13 protein-coding genes and 1 pseudogene are annotated in these 15129 nt (G+C 69.5%); 1 reads left to right on the top strand and 13 read right to left on the bottom strand.

Annotated features, from left to right (window positions below):
• Positions 1-7 precede the first annotated feature (7 nt).
• The 3 genes from ACQ66R_RS21215 to ligA form a co-directional block, all read right to left on the bottom strand.
• Positions 8-865, bottom strand: coding sequence for a crotonase/enoyl-CoA hydratase family protein (locus ACQ66R_RS21215; protein WP_430425289.1), 858 nt, complete (start codon positions 863-865; stop codon positions 8-10).
• A gap of 81 nt (positions 866-946) precedes the next feature.
• Positions 947-2122 (bottom strand): class I SAM-dependent methyltransferase, encoded by a 1176-nt coding sequence (locus ACQ66R_RS21210; protein ID WP_430425287.1) that lies wholly within the window; start codon positions 2120-2122, stop codon positions 947-949.
• Positions 2122-4455 carry an NAD-dependent DNA ligase LigA gene (gene ligA, locus ACQ66R_RS21205; protein WP_430425285.1) on the bottom strand — a complete coding sequence of 778 codons (2334 nt, stop codon included), beginning with the start codon at positions 4453-4455 and terminating at the stop codon, positions 2122-2124. The genes ACQ66R_RS21210 and ligA overlap by 1 nt, the downstream gene beginning before the upstream one ends.
• 343 nt (positions 4456-4798) lie before the next feature.
• On the opposite strand from ligA, the gene ACQ66R_RS21200 reads away from it, so the two are divergent.
• Positions 4799-5779 (top strand): PEPxxWA-CTERM sorting domain-containing protein, encoded by a 981-nt coding sequence (locus tag ACQ66R_RS21200; RefSeq protein WP_430425283.1) that lies wholly within the window; start codon positions 4799-4801, stop codon positions 5777-5779.
• Positions 5780-5872: 93 nt separating this feature from the next.
• Here ACQ66R_RS21200 and recN read toward each other — a convergent pair whose 3' ends face one another.
• The 10 genes and pseudogenes from recN to ACQ66R_RS21150 all read right to left on the bottom strand — a co-directional run bounded on the left by recN (position 5873) and on the right by ACQ66R_RS21150 (position 15112).
• Positions 5873-7585 carry a DNA repair protein RecN gene (gene recN, locus ACQ66R_RS21195; protein WP_430425282.1) on the bottom strand — a complete coding sequence of 571 codons (1713 nt, stop codon included), beginning with the start codon at positions 7583-7585 and terminating at the stop codon, positions 5873-5875.
• A 197-nt stretch (positions 7586-7782) separates the two neighbouring features.
• Positions 7783-8619: pseudogene (locus ACQ66R_RS21190) on the bottom strand (outer membrane protein assembly factor BamD); the annotation flags it as partial.
• A 144-nt stretch (positions 8620-8763) separates the two neighbouring features.
• The gene (locus tag ACQ66R_RS21185; protein ID WP_430425280.1) at positions 8764-9375 is read right to left on the bottom strand and encodes an MSMEG_1061 family FMN-dependent PPOX-type flavoprotein; all 612 of its coding nucleotides are present in this window, start codon (positions 9373-9375) and stop codon (positions 8764-8766) included.
• Between the two features lie 69 nt (positions 9376-9444).
• Entirely contained in the window at positions 9445-10326 is an 882-nt protein-coding gene (gene lpxC, locus ACQ66R_RS21180; protein WP_430426374.1) for a UDP-3-O-acyl-N-acetylglucosamine deacetylase, read from the bottom strand.
• 212 nt (positions 10327-10538) lie between these two features.
• Entirely contained in the window at positions 10539-10757 is a 219-nt protein-coding gene (locus ACQ66R_RS21175) for a hypothetical protein (RefSeq protein ID WP_430425278.1), read from the bottom strand.
• Positions 10758-10837: 80 nt separating this feature from the next.
• Positions 10838-12346, bottom strand: a complete 1509-nt coding sequence (ftsZ, locus tag ACQ66R_RS21170) for a cell division protein FtsZ (protein ID WP_430425276.1) — start codon at positions 12344-12346, stop codon at positions 10838-10840.
• 297 nt (positions 12347-12643) lie between these two features.
• Entirely contained in the window at positions 12644-12940 is a 297-nt protein-coding gene (locus ACQ66R_RS21165; RefSeq protein WP_430425274.1) for a type II toxin-antitoxin system RelE/ParE family toxin, read from the bottom strand.
• Positions 12937-13149: an addiction module protein gene (locus tag ACQ66R_RS21160; protein ID WP_430425272.1), complete on the bottom strand. Its 213-nt coding sequence runs from the start codon at positions 13147-13149 to the stop codon at positions 12937-12939. The genes ACQ66R_RS21165 and ACQ66R_RS21160 overlap by 4 nt, the downstream gene beginning before the upstream one ends.
• A gap of 101 nt (positions 13150-13250) precedes the next feature.
• Complete coding sequence (locus tag ACQ66R_RS21155) at positions 13251-13574, bottom strand: hypothetical protein (protein ID WP_430425270.1); 324 nt, start codon at positions 13572-13574, stop codon at positions 13251-13253.
• A complete protein-coding gene (locus ACQ66R_RS21150; RefSeq protein ID WP_430425268.1) occupies positions 13574-15112 on the bottom strand; it encodes an FAD-dependent oxidoreductase in 1539 nt (512 codons plus the stop codon). Before ACQ66R_RS21150 ends, ACQ66R_RS21155 begins: the two co-directional genes overlap by 1 nt.
• Positions 15113-15129: the final 17 nt, after the last annotated feature.

Genomic DNA, 15129 nt, shown 5'->3' with positions numbered 1-15129 from the left:
CGCGCGGTCACATGCCGCGGTGGATCGGGACGAGATCGGGGAAGTCCGGCTCGCGGCCCTCCTGCTTGGCCTTGAACGCCTCGGCCATGTGCGGGCCCGCGAACATGCCCGCCTGCCAGGCGCCCAGGTAGTCCAGCGACGCGGCGGTTCCATGCTCGCGGGCATGATTGATCATCACCTTCGATCCGGCCACCGCGAGCGGCGCCTTCGTGGCGATTTCGGCGGCCGCCGCCAGCGCATGGGCCACGACGGCTTCGTGGTCGGGCAGCACGGCGTTGACCAGGCCGATCTGCAGCGCCTGGGCGGCGGGCATCCGTCGCCCGGTGTAGGCCAGCTCGCGCACCCAGCCCTGCGGAATCAGCTTGCAGAGCCGCGGGAACGTCCCCGCATCGGCGGTCATACCGATGTTGATCTCCTGGACGCAGAAGAACGCGTCGGCGCTGGCGTAGCGGATGTCGCAGGCGCTGGTCAGGTCGACGCCGCCGCCGATGCAACCGCCCTGGATGGCGGCGATCACGGGGATGCGCGCCTCGTCCAGACACGAGAAGGTGTCCTGCAACGAACGCAGGTGGTGGCGCGAGGCCTCGGCCTGCACCCAGCGATCTCCCGGCCGCGCGCCAGCCTCGCCCACGCCGGCGAAGTTCTGCAGATCCATGCCGGCGGAGAAGTGTTTCCCGGTGGAGGAGATGACGATGGCGCGGGCCCGGGCGTTATCGTCGATGTCGCGCACGATGGCCGGCAGCTCGTTCCAGAACGCCCGGTTCATGGCGTTGTACGCCTCAGGCCGGTTGAGCCGGATGTGGGCGACCCGACCCTCCAGGGTGACGGAGAAGCAGCTCCAGGCCGTCTCGAACGCGTTGCTCATCTTGTCTCCTCCGGGCGGGGCCCCAGCCGTTGCCACAAACCACCAGCTTCACGAAGCGGAAGGGAAGCCCTGGCTGACCGATCAGCCCTTCACCTGCATCCAGAACGAGGCGCCGTAGAGGTCGACCGTCTCCAGTGGGCCCTGGCAGATCGCCGCGCGGGCCTGGCTTCTAAGCGCCGGATCACGACCGGCCCACCAGCAGGGGAAAAGGATCTCGAACCGATCGGGCCCGAACAGCAACGCGACCGCCAGCAGGTACTGCTCGTTCCACAACTGGCGCAGGTGGCCCGAGATGTAGTCGTCGGGCAGGTAGATGTCGTGGACCTGCACAATCACCCCGGGCGTCAGCCGCGGCAGGATCTCGGTAAAGAAGACCGTGACGTCCGAGCCCTGGAAGGCGCGGTGCGAGCTGTCGAGGAACAGGATGTCCCCCGGCTCCAGCGCCTGGAACATCGCCGGGTCGCACTGTTCCAGCGGCCGGCGGATCACCTGGTCGCAGAGCTGGTCCACGGCGTTGCGCGGTTCGGGATCGATCGAGGTCAGCCGCGTGCGCAGTCCGTAGAGGTCGATGGCGCGCCGCGCGAACTTGGTGGAGACGCCCGAGCCGATCTCCAAGAAGCGCTTCGGGTTGCGCCGCTTCAACATGGTCGTCAGGGCCATGCCGTCCAGCGCGTGGAACCAGGCATTGAACCAGAACGGGTCCACGGACTCGTAGCTGCCGCCTAACGGAATCTGCGCGAAGTCGCCCTGCAGCGCGCCCATCTCGCCGATGAAGGCGGCGTAGCGGTCGCGCCCGCGCTCCAGGATCGCCGAGAGCTCAGGGTGCGATGCCCGGCCGGCGCCGTGCCGCAGGGTGGCGGTATATCGGTAGTCGGCCAGCTCGAAGGGGTGGACCGCACGCTCGCTGGCGAACACGAGACCCGCCAGCGGCGCGAGGGGCGCGGCGGCCGGATCGCGCAGGGCGACGGCCCGCGCGCGGGCGGCCTCGGCGTCAGGCTCGCCCGCATCGCGCAACGCCACGGCCAGGTCGTTCCAGATCACCTCGAGGCCCGGCGCGCGCTGGGCCGCCTGACGGAGCAGCGTGACGCCGTCGTGCCCGCGACCGAGCTTGCAGCGGACGACGCCCAGCAGGCGCAGCGCGGTCGGGTTCTCCGGCTCACGGGCCAGCACTTCGAGAAAGATCAGTTCGGCCAGGTTCAGGAGATGACAGCGCAGCCGGTCGAAGCCGATCAGCAGCATCTCTTCGGTGGTCGCCATCAGCCGCCCACCAGGGCGATCCACTCATCCTCAGTCAGCACCTGGACGCCGTGCTTCTCGGCCTCCTTCAGCTTCGATCCGGCGCCGGGGCCGGCGACCACCAGATCGGTCTTCTTCGACACCGAGCCCGAGACCTTGGCCCCCAGCCGCTCGGCCTGGGCCTTGGCCTCGTCGCGGGTCATGCGCTCCAGGCTGCCGGTGAAGACGACCGTCTTTCCGGCCACGGCGGTGTCGGTCTTGGGGCGTTCGGCGTCGATAACCCTGAGTTCGGCCAGCAGGTCATCGACCAGGGCGCGATTGTGAGCCTCGGCGAAGAACTCGGCGATCATCCGGGCCGCCACCACGCCGACCGCATCCACCGAGGCCACCTCGAGGAAGGCGTCGCCGGGGGTCTCCGCGGCGGCCTGCCGGGCGCCGGCCTCGAAACTGGCCCAGTCGCCGAAGCGGGCCTCCAGGGCGGCGCGGGCTCTGGAGTTCAGCTTGGGAATGGCCAGCCGCAGGTGGGCTTCCAGCGAGAGGTCCGGCGGGACCAGCAGCCCCTGCCCCGACCGCGCGAACTCCAGCACCGCCGAGACCGCCGTGGGTCCCAGGCCGTCCAGGTCGGACAGCTCGGCGTAAAGCGGCCCCGCCATCTGGTCCGCCGCCAGCTTCGAGGTCTCGACGAACCGCGCCACGGTCTCGAAGTGTCGCGCCAGCGCCGTCGAGGTGGTTTCGCCGACGTGGCGGATGCCCAGGCCGTAGATGAACCGGTCCAGCTCGATGCTGCGGCGATCCTCGATGCTGGCCAGCAGGTTGCCGACGCTGGTCTCGCCGAACCGGTCCAGCGTGAGAATCTCGTCTCGGCGGTCCTTGAGGCGGAAGATGTCGGCCGGCGAGTTGAGCCAGCCCTTTTCCGAGAAGGTGGTCAGCTGTTTCTCGCCCAGGCCCTCGATGTCGAAGGCGCGGCGGCTGACGAAGTGGCGCAGGTGGGCCAGCCTCTGGAACGGGCACGCGAACTCGCCGGAACAGCGGCGCACCACGGTCTCGGCGCCGGCCGCCGTGGTCTCGCGCACCAGTTCGGTGTGGAGCGGGCACGGGCAGTGGGTGGGGAACTCGAACGGCTCCGGCCCGCGGGGCTCATCCTCGACGACGCTGACGATCTGGGGGATCACGTCGCCGGCCCGCTGCAGGATCACCGTGTCGCCGACACGAAGGCCTTTGCGGGCGATCTCGTCGGCGTTGTGGAGCGTGGCGTTGACGACGACGACGCCGCCCACCGTCACCGGATGCAGCCGCGCCACCGGGGTGATGGCGCCCGTGCGGCCCACCTGGATGTCGATGGCTTCCAGAATCGTGCGGGCCTGCTGGGCCGGGAACTTGCGCGCGATGCCCCAGCGGGGCGCGCGGCTGACGAAGCCCAGGCGGCCCTGCCAGTCCAGGCGGTCGACCTTGTAGACGACGCCGTCGATGTCATAGGCGAGATGCGGCCGCACCTGTTCCATCGTGGCGTAGGCGGCCAGAAGGCCGGCGGCGTTCTCGACCCGCACGCTCTGGGGCGTCGTCTGGAAGCCCCAGGCCTTCAGCTTTTGCAGCGCCTCCCACTGGGTCTGGGCAAACGGCTGCGAGTGGGCGCCCCAGGCATAGGCGAAGAAGCGTAACGGGCGGGCCGCCGTGATGGTGGGATCGATCTGGCGGAGCGAGCCCGCGGCGGCGTTACGGGGGTTGGCGTAGGTCTTCTGGCCGGCCTCGGCGGCGGCGGCGTTGAGCGCCGCAAACTCCTCATGGCCCAGGTAGATCTCGCCCCGCACCTCGATCTCGTCAGGCCAGCCTGACCCGGCCAGCCTGTGCGGGATTTCGCCGATAGTGCGGACGTTGGCGGTGACATCCTCGCCGACCCGACCGTCGCCGCGGGTGGCCGCCTGGACGAGTTCGCCTTTCACGTAGCGGATCGAACACGACAGGCCGTCGATCTTCGGCTCGGCCGTGTAGCCGACGGTCTCGGTCGGCGAGAGCCGCAGGAAGCGGCGGATGCGGGCGTCGAACTCGGCCGCCTCGTCGTCGGCGAAGGCGTTGTCGAGGCTGAGCATCGGCACGCCATGCTCGACGGCGCCGAACTTCTCCGACCGCGCCGCGCCCACCTTCAGCGACGGCGAGTTCTCGCGGACCAGATGCGGGAAACGCGCCTCGATCTCGGCGTTGCGCCGCTTCAGCGCATCGTAGTCGGCGTCCGAGATCTCGGGTTCGTCGTGCTGGTGATAGGCGATGTCGTGCCGCGCGATCTCGTCGGCCAGCGCCGTGAGTTCCTCGACAGCTTCGGCTTCGGTGAGTTGATCGACGGGACTCAGGGCGGCCATGGCCGAAGCTGTAGCCGTGGAGCGCGGATCGCGTAAGGCCACATTGCGCGGCGCCCGACGCGCGGACGCTACGCCGAGTCTTCCGAAGGGCGCCTCAGGCCCGCGCCAGAGCGCACATCGGGTCGAAGTCCAGAAACTCAATCTCAGGTTTCTGAGAGTAGACTTCATGAAGCGCCGAATTCAGGCTGGCCGTCTCGAGTTTTCGCCTCGAGTGCGACACCTCGCATGACTTGCAAAGCACGGTCGCAGTTCCCGCTCCACGCGATCTCAATTGCCAACTGTGTTCGATTGGCGAAACTTGTGACGAGAACCGGAAACATCCGGTCTGAACAACGGGGGGTTCATGAGGATCAGTTTCAAAGCGGCGGGCTGGCTGTACACGCGGTCGGCGGTTTCGGCGGCGGCCATCGCGCTCGCCTTTGCCGCGGCTCCGGGCGCGGCGGCGGCAGAGGACGTCTACGGCTCAGGGGCCGTCGTCACCAATCGGCCGTGTCCGACGTCCGTGACCACCTGTGTTGTGGGCGCGGCCCGGCTGCAGCCGCACCAGTACTTCGGCGGATATGGCCAGGGTCTGTCGGCCAACCCGACCCTGCTTGGCGGCGCGTCCGGGGCTGCCGAGGTGACATTCAGCGACGACTACCTTCCGACGGTGCGGCTGGCCGCCGGAGCTGGTGCGGAGACGCGAACGGGCGCCTCGGCCACGGCCTTCCGCAGCTTCACCTATGAGGGCGAAGCGGCGATCGATTTCGCCCTAGAAGGCCTGTTGCACTTCCAGACGACCGGCGACCAGGCCGGCCCGCAGGGCGCCAATGAGTTTGCCGGCGACGGCGGGCTGAACGTTGTGCTCTCCCTCCTGCGCGTCAGCACGGTGACCGCGGCGTTCGGGCCTGGCGCATCCGCCATCGACATCATCAGCAACTCAGGGATCGGCTTTCCGGACTGCGGGGCCGCTGGCGTGATCGCTGTCGGCGGCTTCAATAGCTCGGGCCTCGCGGCGGGCGAGTATCACCAGAGCATCGGTCTTTCGCAGAGCTGCAGCGGAGGCGCCATCCGTCTCAATCCGGGCGACAGCTTCGTGGTCGTGGCCAGCCTCCAGGCGATCTCGAACCGCAACGGCCTGATGGACGCCATGAACACGTTCCACGTCGTGTACGATGAGGAGAAGACGGTGTTCGCGGGCACGCAGGACAGCGTCGGCGCCGGGTTCCTGAGCCGCAACGTCGCCGTCGGGGCCGCTGTGCCCGAACCGGGCGTCTGGGCGCTCATGGTCGGGGGCTTCGGCTTCGCCGGCCACGCGCTCCGCCGCCGGCGGCTCGCGGTGTGACCTCGTCCGGCGGAGGGCCCTGTCCTCCGCCGCCCTCCGCTGACCTCTGCCCCGTGCGGAGGCGTCTGCTCCCGCCACGAAAGGCGGCGACGCTCAAGCTTCCATCAGCGCTCGCGCCGCGGCCCGCGCGGCGTCGGTGATCTGGGCGCCGGCCAGCATTCTGGCGATCTCTTCCTCGCGGTCGGCGGGAGAAAGGACCTCCACCGCCGTGCGGACATGGCCCTCGCTTCCCTGGCCGGCGCCGCCGGCCTTGGCGATGCGCCAGTGGGCTTCGGCGCGGGCGGCGACCTGCGGGCTGTGGGTCACCACGAGAACCTGGGCAGCCGATGCGAGGCGCTTGAGGCGCAAGCCCACCGCGTCGGCTACCGCGCCGCCGACGCCCTGGTCCACCTCGTCGAAGATCATCAGCGGCTGGGGCCCCGTCCCGCGGCCGGCCAGGGCCGCCTTCAGGGCCAGGGCGAAGCGGGCCAGTTCGCCGCCCGAGGCGATGGCGCCCAGGTCGCCGAACGGCGCGCCGGGGTTGGTGGCGATCTCGAAGGCCACGCGGTCGAGGCCGGTGGGACCGGCGCGATCCTCGGGCAGGGCTTCGACCGCGACGCGGAAGCGGGCCTTCTCCAGCTTGAGCGGCGCGAGCTCGGCCATTACGGCGGCGGCCAGGGCGTCCCCGGCGACGCGGCGGTCAGCTGACAGGGCCCTGGCGGCGTCGAGGTAGCCGGCGCGGGCGGCCGCGGCCTGGGTCTCGGCGGCCTTCAGCGTCTCGTCGGCGCTCTCCACGGCCCGCAGGCGCTCAGCGAACTGGAGCCGAAGGGTCGGCAGCTGCTCGACGGCCACATTCAGCTTGCGCGCCAGGCCGCGCAGGTCGAACAGCCGCTCCTCGGTCTTCTCCAGGCGGTCGGGCTCGAAGTCGAAGGCGGCGGCGGCGCTGTCGATGGCGGCCTCGGCCTCGCCCGCCTCGACCAGCACGCGGTCGAGAGCCTCGGCGGCGGCGGCCAGGCGGGTGACGGCGGGGCCGTCGGTAGCGGCGCCGGCGGTCAACGCGCGCTCTCGGGCGCGCTCCAAGGCGCGGATGGCTTGCGCCACCTTGCCGCCCAGCCCGTCGAAGGTGTCGCGCGCCACGCCGATGTCCGACAGCGCCTTCTCGGCGGCGCCCAGCAACGCACGTTCCTCGGCCAGCGCGGTTTCCTCCCCGTCGCGGGGATCCAGCCGGTCCAGCTCGGACAGCCGGAAGGTCAGCTCCTCGATCTCGGCCGCCGACCGGTCGGCGTCGGCGCGCAGGGTCTCGACCCGATCTCGCGCGTCGCGCCAGGCGGCCCAGGCGCCGGCGACGGCCTGGCGCCGGCGGTCGAGGTCTCCGTAGGCGTCGAGCAATGGGCGATGCGTGCGCGCGTCGAGCAGGCCCACGGTCTCGTGCTGACCGTGCACTTCCAGCAGGGCCTCGCCCAGCTCCTTGAGCACGCCGACGCCCGTGGCCTGATCGTTGACGAAGGCGCGGCTGCGGCCGTCGGCGCTGAGCGAACGGCGCAGGACCAGATCCTCGTCCTTGGCGTAGGTCAGGCCCTTCTCGTCCAGAATATCCCAGACCCGATGCGCGGGCGCCGGCGCGAAGATGGCGGTCGCGACCGCCTGCGGGGCGCCTCGGCGCACGAGGCCGGCGTCGCCGCGCGCGCCGGTGGCCAGCCCCAAGGCGTCCAGGATGATGGACTTGCCCGCGCCGGTCTCGCCGGTGAGCGCAGTGAGGCCCGGCCCGATGGACAGGTCCAGGGCCTCGATCAACACCACATCGCGGATCTGCAGACCGATCAGCATCGCTGCGGAGGATCGCCTGGAATCAAGTGGGTTAGAAGGGCCGCGGCGTTATTCCGCCGCCAGGTTCAGGACGGGGGCGTTTCCGGCGCGGGGGCCGGCAGCGGCTTGTCTTCTTTCTTGCCGAACGGCAGGCGGAAGATCGTCTTCTTGTCGGCTTCCTTGCTGGCCTGGACCGCGACGTTCGTGTCCTTGGCCTCGGGCGGGGCGACCGTCTTGCTCTTGTCGCGGGTGAACGGCAGCCGGAACATGCCCCCACTGCCCGACTTGGGCTCGACCGCCGGACGCAGGCCCTTGGACGTCAGCAGCTTGTAGGCGTCGTTGTACCAGGGATCGCCCGGATAGTTGTAGCCCAGCACCGCGCCGTTGCGCTTGGCCTCTTCCAACAGACCCAGGGTCAGGTAGCTCTCGACCAGTCGGTACAGCGCCTCGGGCGTGTGACTGGTGGTCTGGTAGCGGTCGACCACCGTGCGAAAGCGGTTGGTGGCGGCCAGGGTGTCGCCCTGGCGCAGGTACCAGCGGCCGATGGTCATTTCCTTGCCGGCCAACTGGTCGTTTACCATGTCGATCTTCAGGCGGGCGTCCGAGGCGTACTCGGTGCGCGGATAGCGCTGGACCACGTCGCGCAGCGCCGCCAGCGCCTGGCCGGTGGCGGCCTGGTCGCGGTTCACGTCGACGATCTGCTCGAAGTAGCAGATGGCCTTGATGTAGTGGGCGTAGGCCGCCGTCGGGTTGCCCGGATACAGCTGGATGAAGCGGTCAGCGTCGGCCACCGCCTCGGCGTAGTCGTTGCCCTGATAGTGGGCGTAGGCCTGCATCAGGATCGAACGGCGCGACCATTCCGAATAGGGATGCTGGCGTTCCACTTCCTGGAAGTAGTTCACCGCCTGATTCCACTGCCGCCGGTCCAGCCGGTCGGCGCCCGTGGAATAGAGCAGCTCCACCGGGCGCTCCTCATAGGCCAGGCGCGGCTTCTTATTGCTGTTTCCGGCGCAGGCGGAGAGGGCGAGTGCGCAGGCGGCGGTGACAAGAACCACCTTGGCGGACGTTCGGACCGAAGACACCTTCACCTCAAGACAGACGCGCGCCCCCACGCGGGAGTCGCTTCTACACTACCACTTGTGGCGAGCAAACGGCGGCTGGGTCGCAGGGCGCCTTTCCCGGGACGGGCGTGCGGCGGGTCAGAGCGTCTGCTTAAGGCTCTCGACCTGTTCCGCATGCGTGGTCTTCGGACGGTCCACCCCGAGTTGGTCCGTGATCATGTCGGAGAGCGATGGCAGAGTCGCGCGATCGATCCGGTGGCTGTCGCCCCAGAGGTCCGATCGCATCAGCGCCTTGGGGCAGTGCAGATAGGCCTCGCGCACCTCGATCTTCAGCAGGGTCTTGGGGACCTTGCCGAACTCTTCGAAGGTCTTGGCGAGATCCGCGTCGACCACCAGGCTGGCGGGGCCGTTGACACGGTAGATGTCGTCGACGCCGGGGATCATGAACATCAGGCCCACCTCGCCCGAGCCCTCAGCGATGTTGCGCAGCGAATCCAGGCGGTTGTTGCCCGGCCGGTCCGGCATCAGCAGACTCTTGCCGTCCTCGGCGACGCGGATGAAGCCGGGCCCGCCGCCGCGCGGGGAGACGTCCACCGTCCCATTGGGACCCACGGTCGCCAGCGCGACGAAGGGCGAGAGTTCGATGAAGCGGCGACCGTGCTTGTCGACGACACCGATGTCCTTGGCCACCGTCAGCTTGTGCGGCGGGGCGTAGAGATCGTCGAGCTTGGCGCTGGCGTCGTCGGGCATGGGGGCCTCCTGCCTGAGCATTAGGCCTCAGTTGCGAATTATTCGCAACACCCCCTCTTCCACCCAGCCCTAGACGGCTTCGCGAAGGTCTTCGGCCAGGGTGCAGACGCGCCAGGCGTCGGGGCGGGCCAGCAGCGCGCGGACGAGGGCGTTGTTCAGGGCGTGGCCGGCCAGCACGCCTTCGAAACGGCCGATGACCGGGCCGCCCAGCACGTAGAGGTCGCCGATGGCGTCCAGCGCCTTGTGGCGCACGAACTCGTCGGGGCGACGCAGGCCCTCGGGGTTCAGCACCCGGTCGTCGTCGATCACGACGCAGTTCTCCATCGAGCCGCCGCGGGCCAGGCCCATGGCGCGCAGAGCCTCGACATCGCGGAGGAAGCCGAAGGTGCGGCAGTCGGCCAGCTCGTCGCGGAACGCCGGCTCGTCCATCGCCATGTCGATCGACTGACGGCCGATCGCGGCGGTGGGGAATTCGATGGTGAACGCCACTTCGAAGCCGTCGGCAGGCTTCAGCGTCGCGCGCTTGTCGCCCTCGATCACTTCGACCGTGTCGAGGATCTCGATGTAGTTGCGGGCCGCTTCCTGGGGGCGCAGGCCGGCGCGGTCCAGAATGCGGACAAACGGCAGCGCCGAGCCGTCCATGATCGGCATCTCGGGCCCGTCGACCTCGACCATGGCGTTGTCGACGCCCAGCATGGCGAAGGCCGCCATCAGGTGCTCGATCGTCGAGACGGTGACGCCGGCGGCGTTGCCGATGACGGTGCCCAGCTGGGTCTTGCAGACCGCCTCGCCGGTGGCCGGGATCAGGTTGTCACGGTCGCGCACGTCTGTGCGGACGAAGACGATGCCGGCGCCGACCGCCGCGGGACGCACATTCACGCGGGTATAGGCGCCCGTGTGGACGCCGACACCGGCGAACAGCGCGGGGGCCCGGACGGTGTGCTGGAACATATGCGCGGTCAAAGTGGACCTTCCTGCAGCGATACGCGTCGCGAAAGCGACGACTCCAAGTGCCCCAACGTCCGGCTAAGGCGATTGATGCACCGCAGCAAAACACTTGGTGTTTCGCAATGTTTCGCTTGGCTGGTCACGGCTCGCACGGCGCACCAAGCGACGGATATCACGAAGGAATTCGTCCTGAAGCCGGCTGTGGCTCAGGGGTCTCACATGGCCGGGTAAAGCTGCGCTCCGACAAGGTTTCGCGACCGGTCGAGGATGCGTACCTGCACCGCGCGGCCCAGCTTCGCCAGGCACGCCGCGAGCCGCTTGGCCTGCGCCTCGGCGCGCGCGCCCGACTGGAACACGAGGGGCTCGAGACCCGCGCAAAGCACGGCCCAGCCGTCGGCCAGGGGCGAGACCAGGATGATGCGATGACCGCTCATGAAAAGTCCTCCCGGAGGGGTTCCGGGAGGACTTCTAGCAACGCGCGCCTGGGCGCGGTGTGACGATTTCGTGGAGTTTTCTAGTTGGCCAGTCGGCGCAGGAACGAGGGGATTTCGAGATCCTCGTTCTGGTCGGCCTCTTCCGGTTGGGCAGCCTCCAGCGGCTGGGCGCCGCCACGGACCGGAGCCGGTTGCGGCGCGCGGGCCACCGGAGCCGGCGCGGGCGCGGGCTGGGGCGCTTCGAAGCGCGGGCGACCGCCGAAGATCGACAGGAACCCGCCGCGCGGCTTGCGGGGCTCGAAAGCGCTGTCGGCGAACAGAGGCTCGTCGCCCGGCTCGGCCGCGGCCGGATCGACGATCCGGCTGACGGGCGCGGGCGCCGGCGCTTCGTACGAGGCCGCCGCCGCGGCGATCTGCGCGCCGATGTCGTCGGCGGCTGGCTGGGCGAAGATGTCGGGCTGCTCTTCCTCGGCCGTCGCGAAGCTGGGCTCCTCGGCCGCAACCGAGGCGGCGACCGGCTCGGCCTCGACCGGGGCCGGCTCGGGCCGCGGGGTGACCGTGGCCCGCAGGGGCTCAGCCATCAGCGAGCGGCGCTCGATCTTGGGCTCGATGGCGGCGATGGAGGCGCCGTCCATGCCGGTGGCCACCACCGACACGCGGATCATCCCCTCCAGCGACGGGTCGAAGGCCGCGCCGAAGATGATGTTGGCCTCGGGGTCGACCTGCTCGGAGATGGCGTTGGCCGCCTCGTCGACTTCCAGCAGGGTCATGTCCAGGCCGCCGGTCACGTTGACCAGCACGGCCTTAGCGCCCTTCAGCGAGACTTCGTCCAGCAGCGGGTTCTGGATGGCGTTCTGAGCGGCCATCAGGGCGCGATCCTCGCCCGTGGCCTCGCCCGTGCCCATCATCGCCTTGCCCATCTCGGTCATGACCGTGCGGACGTCGGCGAAGTCGAGGTTGATCAGGCCCGGCAGCACCATCAGGTCGGTGATCGAGCGGACGCCCGAGTGCAGGACCTGGTCGGCCATGCCGAAGGCTTCCGCGAACGTGGTCCGCTCGTTGGCCACCCGGAACAGGTTCTGGTTCGGGATGACGATCAGGGTGTCGACGTAGCGCTGCAGCTCGGTGATCCCGGCGTCGGCCAGCCGCATCCGGTGGCGGCCTTCGAAGTGGAAGGGCTTCGTCACCACGCCCACCGTAAGGATGCCCCGCTCGCGGGCGCACTTGGCGATGATCGGCGCGGCGCCGGTGCCGGTGCCGCCGCCCATGCCGGCGGTGATGAAGACCATGTGGGCGCCGTCCAGGTGCTCGCCGATCTCGGGAATGCTCTCCTCGGCGGCGCTCATGCCCACCTCGGGATGGGCGCCGGCGCCCAGCCCTTGCGTGACCTGCACGCCCAGCTGGATGCGGCGCTCGGTCTTGGCGAACTGGAGCTGCTGGGCGTCGGTGTTGCCGACGACGAACTCCACGCCCTCGAGGCCCGCCTCGATCATGTTGTTGACCGCGTTGCCGCCCGCCCCGCCGATCCCGAACACGACGATCCGGGGCTTGAGTTCTGTCGCGCGCGGCGCGGAAAGCGAGATGGCCATTGGGACGTCGTCCTTCCGAAATTTGCGGTCTGCGCGCCTGACACCCCCGCGTCCGACGCACCCTGGTAACGATGCGTTAAGTACGCGCCGACACCCTTAATCGAGTGTTAACCGCATACTGTGAGTCGGAACTTGGTCGAGCTTTGCCGGACAGGTTTTTCAGCACTGTCCCCAAGGAAACCCGACCCGAACCGACAGTAACGCCGTGACACGGTGACTCAGGGCGTCGGACGGCGGGGTCAAGGGCTCAACGGGCTCTCACGTCATGGGCTCTGGAGCAGCCGCATGGGCGTGGCGTCAGAGGCGCTTGCGCCAGACGAGGGGGTCCCGGCTGCCGTGGAAGCAGGCGATGAGGACGACGTCCTTCTCCCGCTCACGGAAGAGCAGGCCATAGGGGAAGCGCCGCAAACGCGCGCGGCGGACGTCCCGCAGAACGGGTGGAAACTGGCGGGGATTGTCGAGGATGCGGCCGATCTGCCGATCGACCTCTGCGCGGAATCCTAAGCCCAGCCCGGGAGAAGCCGCCTCGTACCAGTCCTGTGCAGCGCCGAGTTCCAGTCGCGCCGCCGGAAGGACGAGCAGCCTTCCCGTCACGGTGCGCGAGCGGCGAGTTCAGCCTTCAATTGATCCCAGGTCACGGCATCGGCCAGATCGTCCTCGAAGGTATCGAGACGGCGCTCTAGCTCCGAGGCTTGGGCCGCCGTCAGCGGCGCCTCCTCGAGGCTGTCCCAGAGGTCGCCGATCAGCGTCAACCTCTCAGAAGGGCTCAGCCGTCCGATCTCGGCGCGCGTGAGTATTTTCATGGTCGATAAACTAGGCGCGGTTCGAGGCAGGCTCAATAAGGCCCCTCAGGAGGCAATACCGCCCGCTCTTCATCACGGAGCGAAGCGTCGATGTCACAGCCTCAGTCCGGCGTCAGGGCCGCCAATGCGAACAACCGACCCTCGGTGTCCGACAACCACCAGCCACGGTGCATGAAGACCCGGCCCTCCCGGAAGTCGCGGGCGGCCCGGGCGCGGAGGCGCGCGGCGGCCGCGTCGGTCCATCCGTCGGGCAGGAGTTCGGCCCTGAGGCGGGCGGCGTCGAAACGCCGGCCCGGGTGAGCGTCGAGGTAGGCCTGGCCCACAACCCGGGCGCCTTCGGGATCTATCTGCGGCGCGGCGAGGGCCGGGACAGCGGCGGCGGCGGCAAGGCCGGCCAGCGCCAGGAGCACGGTGCGGCGATCCATCAGGCGGCCCTCTTCATTTCAGTCTTCAGGTGATCCGACAGCCGCAGGGTCATGGCCAGCAGGGTGAGCGTCGGGTTGCCGATCCCCGAGGTGGGGAAGACCGAGCTACCGGCGACATAAAGGTTGGAGACGCCGTGGACGCGGCTGTCGGCGTCGACGACGCCCTGGGCCGGGTCCTGGTTCATGCGGGTGCTTCCCATGTGGTGGCGCGAGGCCGCGCTTCGGGCCATGGCCACGAACTGGGAGCGGTCGGCCGGGAACTGGAAGCGACCCAGCCCCGCCTCCCCCAGCGCCTGCGCGAAGGCTGCGACCGTGCTCTCGAGGCTGCGGAAGTCGGCTTCGCTCCAGGCCCAGTCCAGCTTCACGCGCGGCATGCCCAGCGCATCAGACGTCGAGCCCAGGGTGATCCGACTCTCGGGATTGGGCATGTGCTCGGTCATCATGAAGTAGCCCACCTCGCGGCCGGCGGCCCCAGACATCGCCTGCAGGGTTTGGCGGATGGCGGCGGTTTCGGGATCGGGCGGGACCGGCGCCATCTCGAACAGGGTCATCGTGGCGTTACCGGCCCGACGCCGGCGTTGATCGGCCAGGGTGGGCGCGAAGACGCAGTGAGTCTGGCGAAGCGAGCCGTCGGTGTAGAGGCGCAGGTCGAGCCCCGCGCGCGTGAAGCAGATCCGCGACGCCCGCCCCTTGGCCGCCTCGCCGACACTGAAGGTGACGTGACCCTGAAAATTGCGGCCCACTAGGCCGGCGCCGTTGCCGACACCGTCCTTGGCGACGCTGTTGGACGCCAGCATGAGCCGGACATTCTCGATGCCGCCGGTGGCCAGCACATAGGCGCGGCCCCTAGCGGTGTGCCGCTTGCCGTTCAGGCAGGCCACGTCCAGCCGCTCCAGACGGCGGCCGTCGGGACGAAGCTTCAGTTCGGTGACGTTGGCGTTCAGGTAGACCGTGACATTGGCGGCCTGGGCTGGGGCGAACCGCCAGCGATCGAAGGCGGCCCTGTCCGTGCCGCCCGACAGCTTAGAGACGTGTCGCGCGGCGGAGAAGAAGCGCCCGCTGTCGATCTCCAGGGCCGGCTTGCCCGCGACCTTCAGGTCGGTCTCGCCCGGTGGAAAGTGCGGCAGCTCCAGGAGGTCGCTGGCGCGGTCGTAGTAGGGCTGGATCTGCGCGCGGCTGATCGGCCAGCCCGAGCCCGGCACCCAGCTGCGCTGGGCGAAGTCGGCAGGGTCCAGCGCCACGCACTTGCCGCCCCAGACGTTGCCCGAGCCCCCCAGCATGCGCCGGCGCGACTGATGGACGTAGTCGCTGAAGGGCTGGGGCGCCGTGCCTGGCCCCCGCATAGTCCCCTCCCCGCGGTAGAGATCCTGCGTCGCCAGGTCCGGGGTCTTGTCGCCGCTCTCCAGCACCGCCACCGAGCGGCCGCTTCCCGCCCACTCCCGGGCCAGGGCGAGGCCCGCCATGCCGCCGCCAATGACGATGAGATCGGCCGCGATCTCGCTGCCGGCCGGGAGCTCCCGGGCGTCTATGAAGGGCATCCTTCGTCTCCTTGGAG

The organism is Phenylobacterium sp. (assembly GCF_965284355.1).
GTDB lineage: Bacteria > Pseudomonadota > Alphaproteobacteria > Caulobacterales > Caulobacteraceae > Phenylobacterium.
Note: the sequence above shows the minus strand (reverse complement) of the source record. Positions and strands in the feature narration are given on the sequence as shown.

What these genes read in the sequence shown, in the direction of transcription:
- lpxC (WP_430426374.1), bottom strand. Translation starts at nt 10,326, where the DNA reads ATGTTCCAGCACACCGTCCGGGCCCCCGCGCTGTTCGCCGGTGTCGGC.
- ACQ66R_RS21215 (WP_430425289.1), bottom strand. Translation starts at nt 865, where the DNA reads ATGAGCAACGCGTTCGAGACGGCCTGGAGCTGCTTCTCCGTCACCCTG.
- ACQ66R_RS21200 (WP_430425283.1), top strand. Translation starts at nt 4,799, where the DNA reads ATGAGGATCAGTTTCAAAGCGGCGGGCTGGCTGTACACGCGGTCGGCG.
- ACQ66R_RS21150 (WP_430425268.1), bottom strand. Translation starts at nt 15,112, where the DNA reads ATGCCCTTCATAGACGCCCGGGAGCTCCCGGCCGGCAGCGAGATCGCG.
- recN (WP_430425282.1), bottom strand. Translation starts at nt 7,585, where the DNA reads ATGCTGATCGGTCTGCAGATCCGCGATGTGGTGTTGATCGAGGCCCTG.
- ACQ66R_RS21155 (WP_430425270.1), bottom strand. Translation starts at nt 13,574, where the DNA reads ATGGATCGCCGCACCGTGCTCCTGGCGCTGGCCGGCCTTGCCGCCGCC.
- ACQ66R_RS21210 (WP_430425287.1), bottom strand. Translation starts at nt 2,122, where the DNA reads ATGGCGACCACCGAAGAGATGCTGCTGATCGGCTTCGACCGGCTGCGC.
- ACQ66R_RS21185 (WP_430425280.1), bottom strand. Translation starts at nt 9,375, where the DNA reads ATGCCCGACGACGCCAGCGCCAAGCTCGACGATCTCTACGCCCCGCCG.
- ligA (WP_430425285.1), bottom strand. Translation starts at nt 4,455, where the DNA reads ATGGCCGCCCTGAGTCCCGTCGATCAACTCACCGAAGCCGAAGCTGTC.
- ftsZ (WP_430425276.1), bottom strand. Translation starts at nt 12,346, where the DNA reads ATGGCCATCTCGCTTTCCGCGCCGCGCGCGACAGAACTCAAGCCCCGG.
- ACQ66R_RS21160 (WP_430425272.1), bottom strand. Translation starts at nt 13,149, where the DNA reads ATGAAAATACTCACGCGCGCCGAGATCGGACGGCTGAGCCCTTCTGAG.
- ACQ66R_RS21175 (WP_430425278.1), bottom strand. Translation starts at nt 10,757, where the DNA reads ATGAGCGGTCATCGCATCATCCTGGTCTCGCCCCTGGCCGACGGCTGG.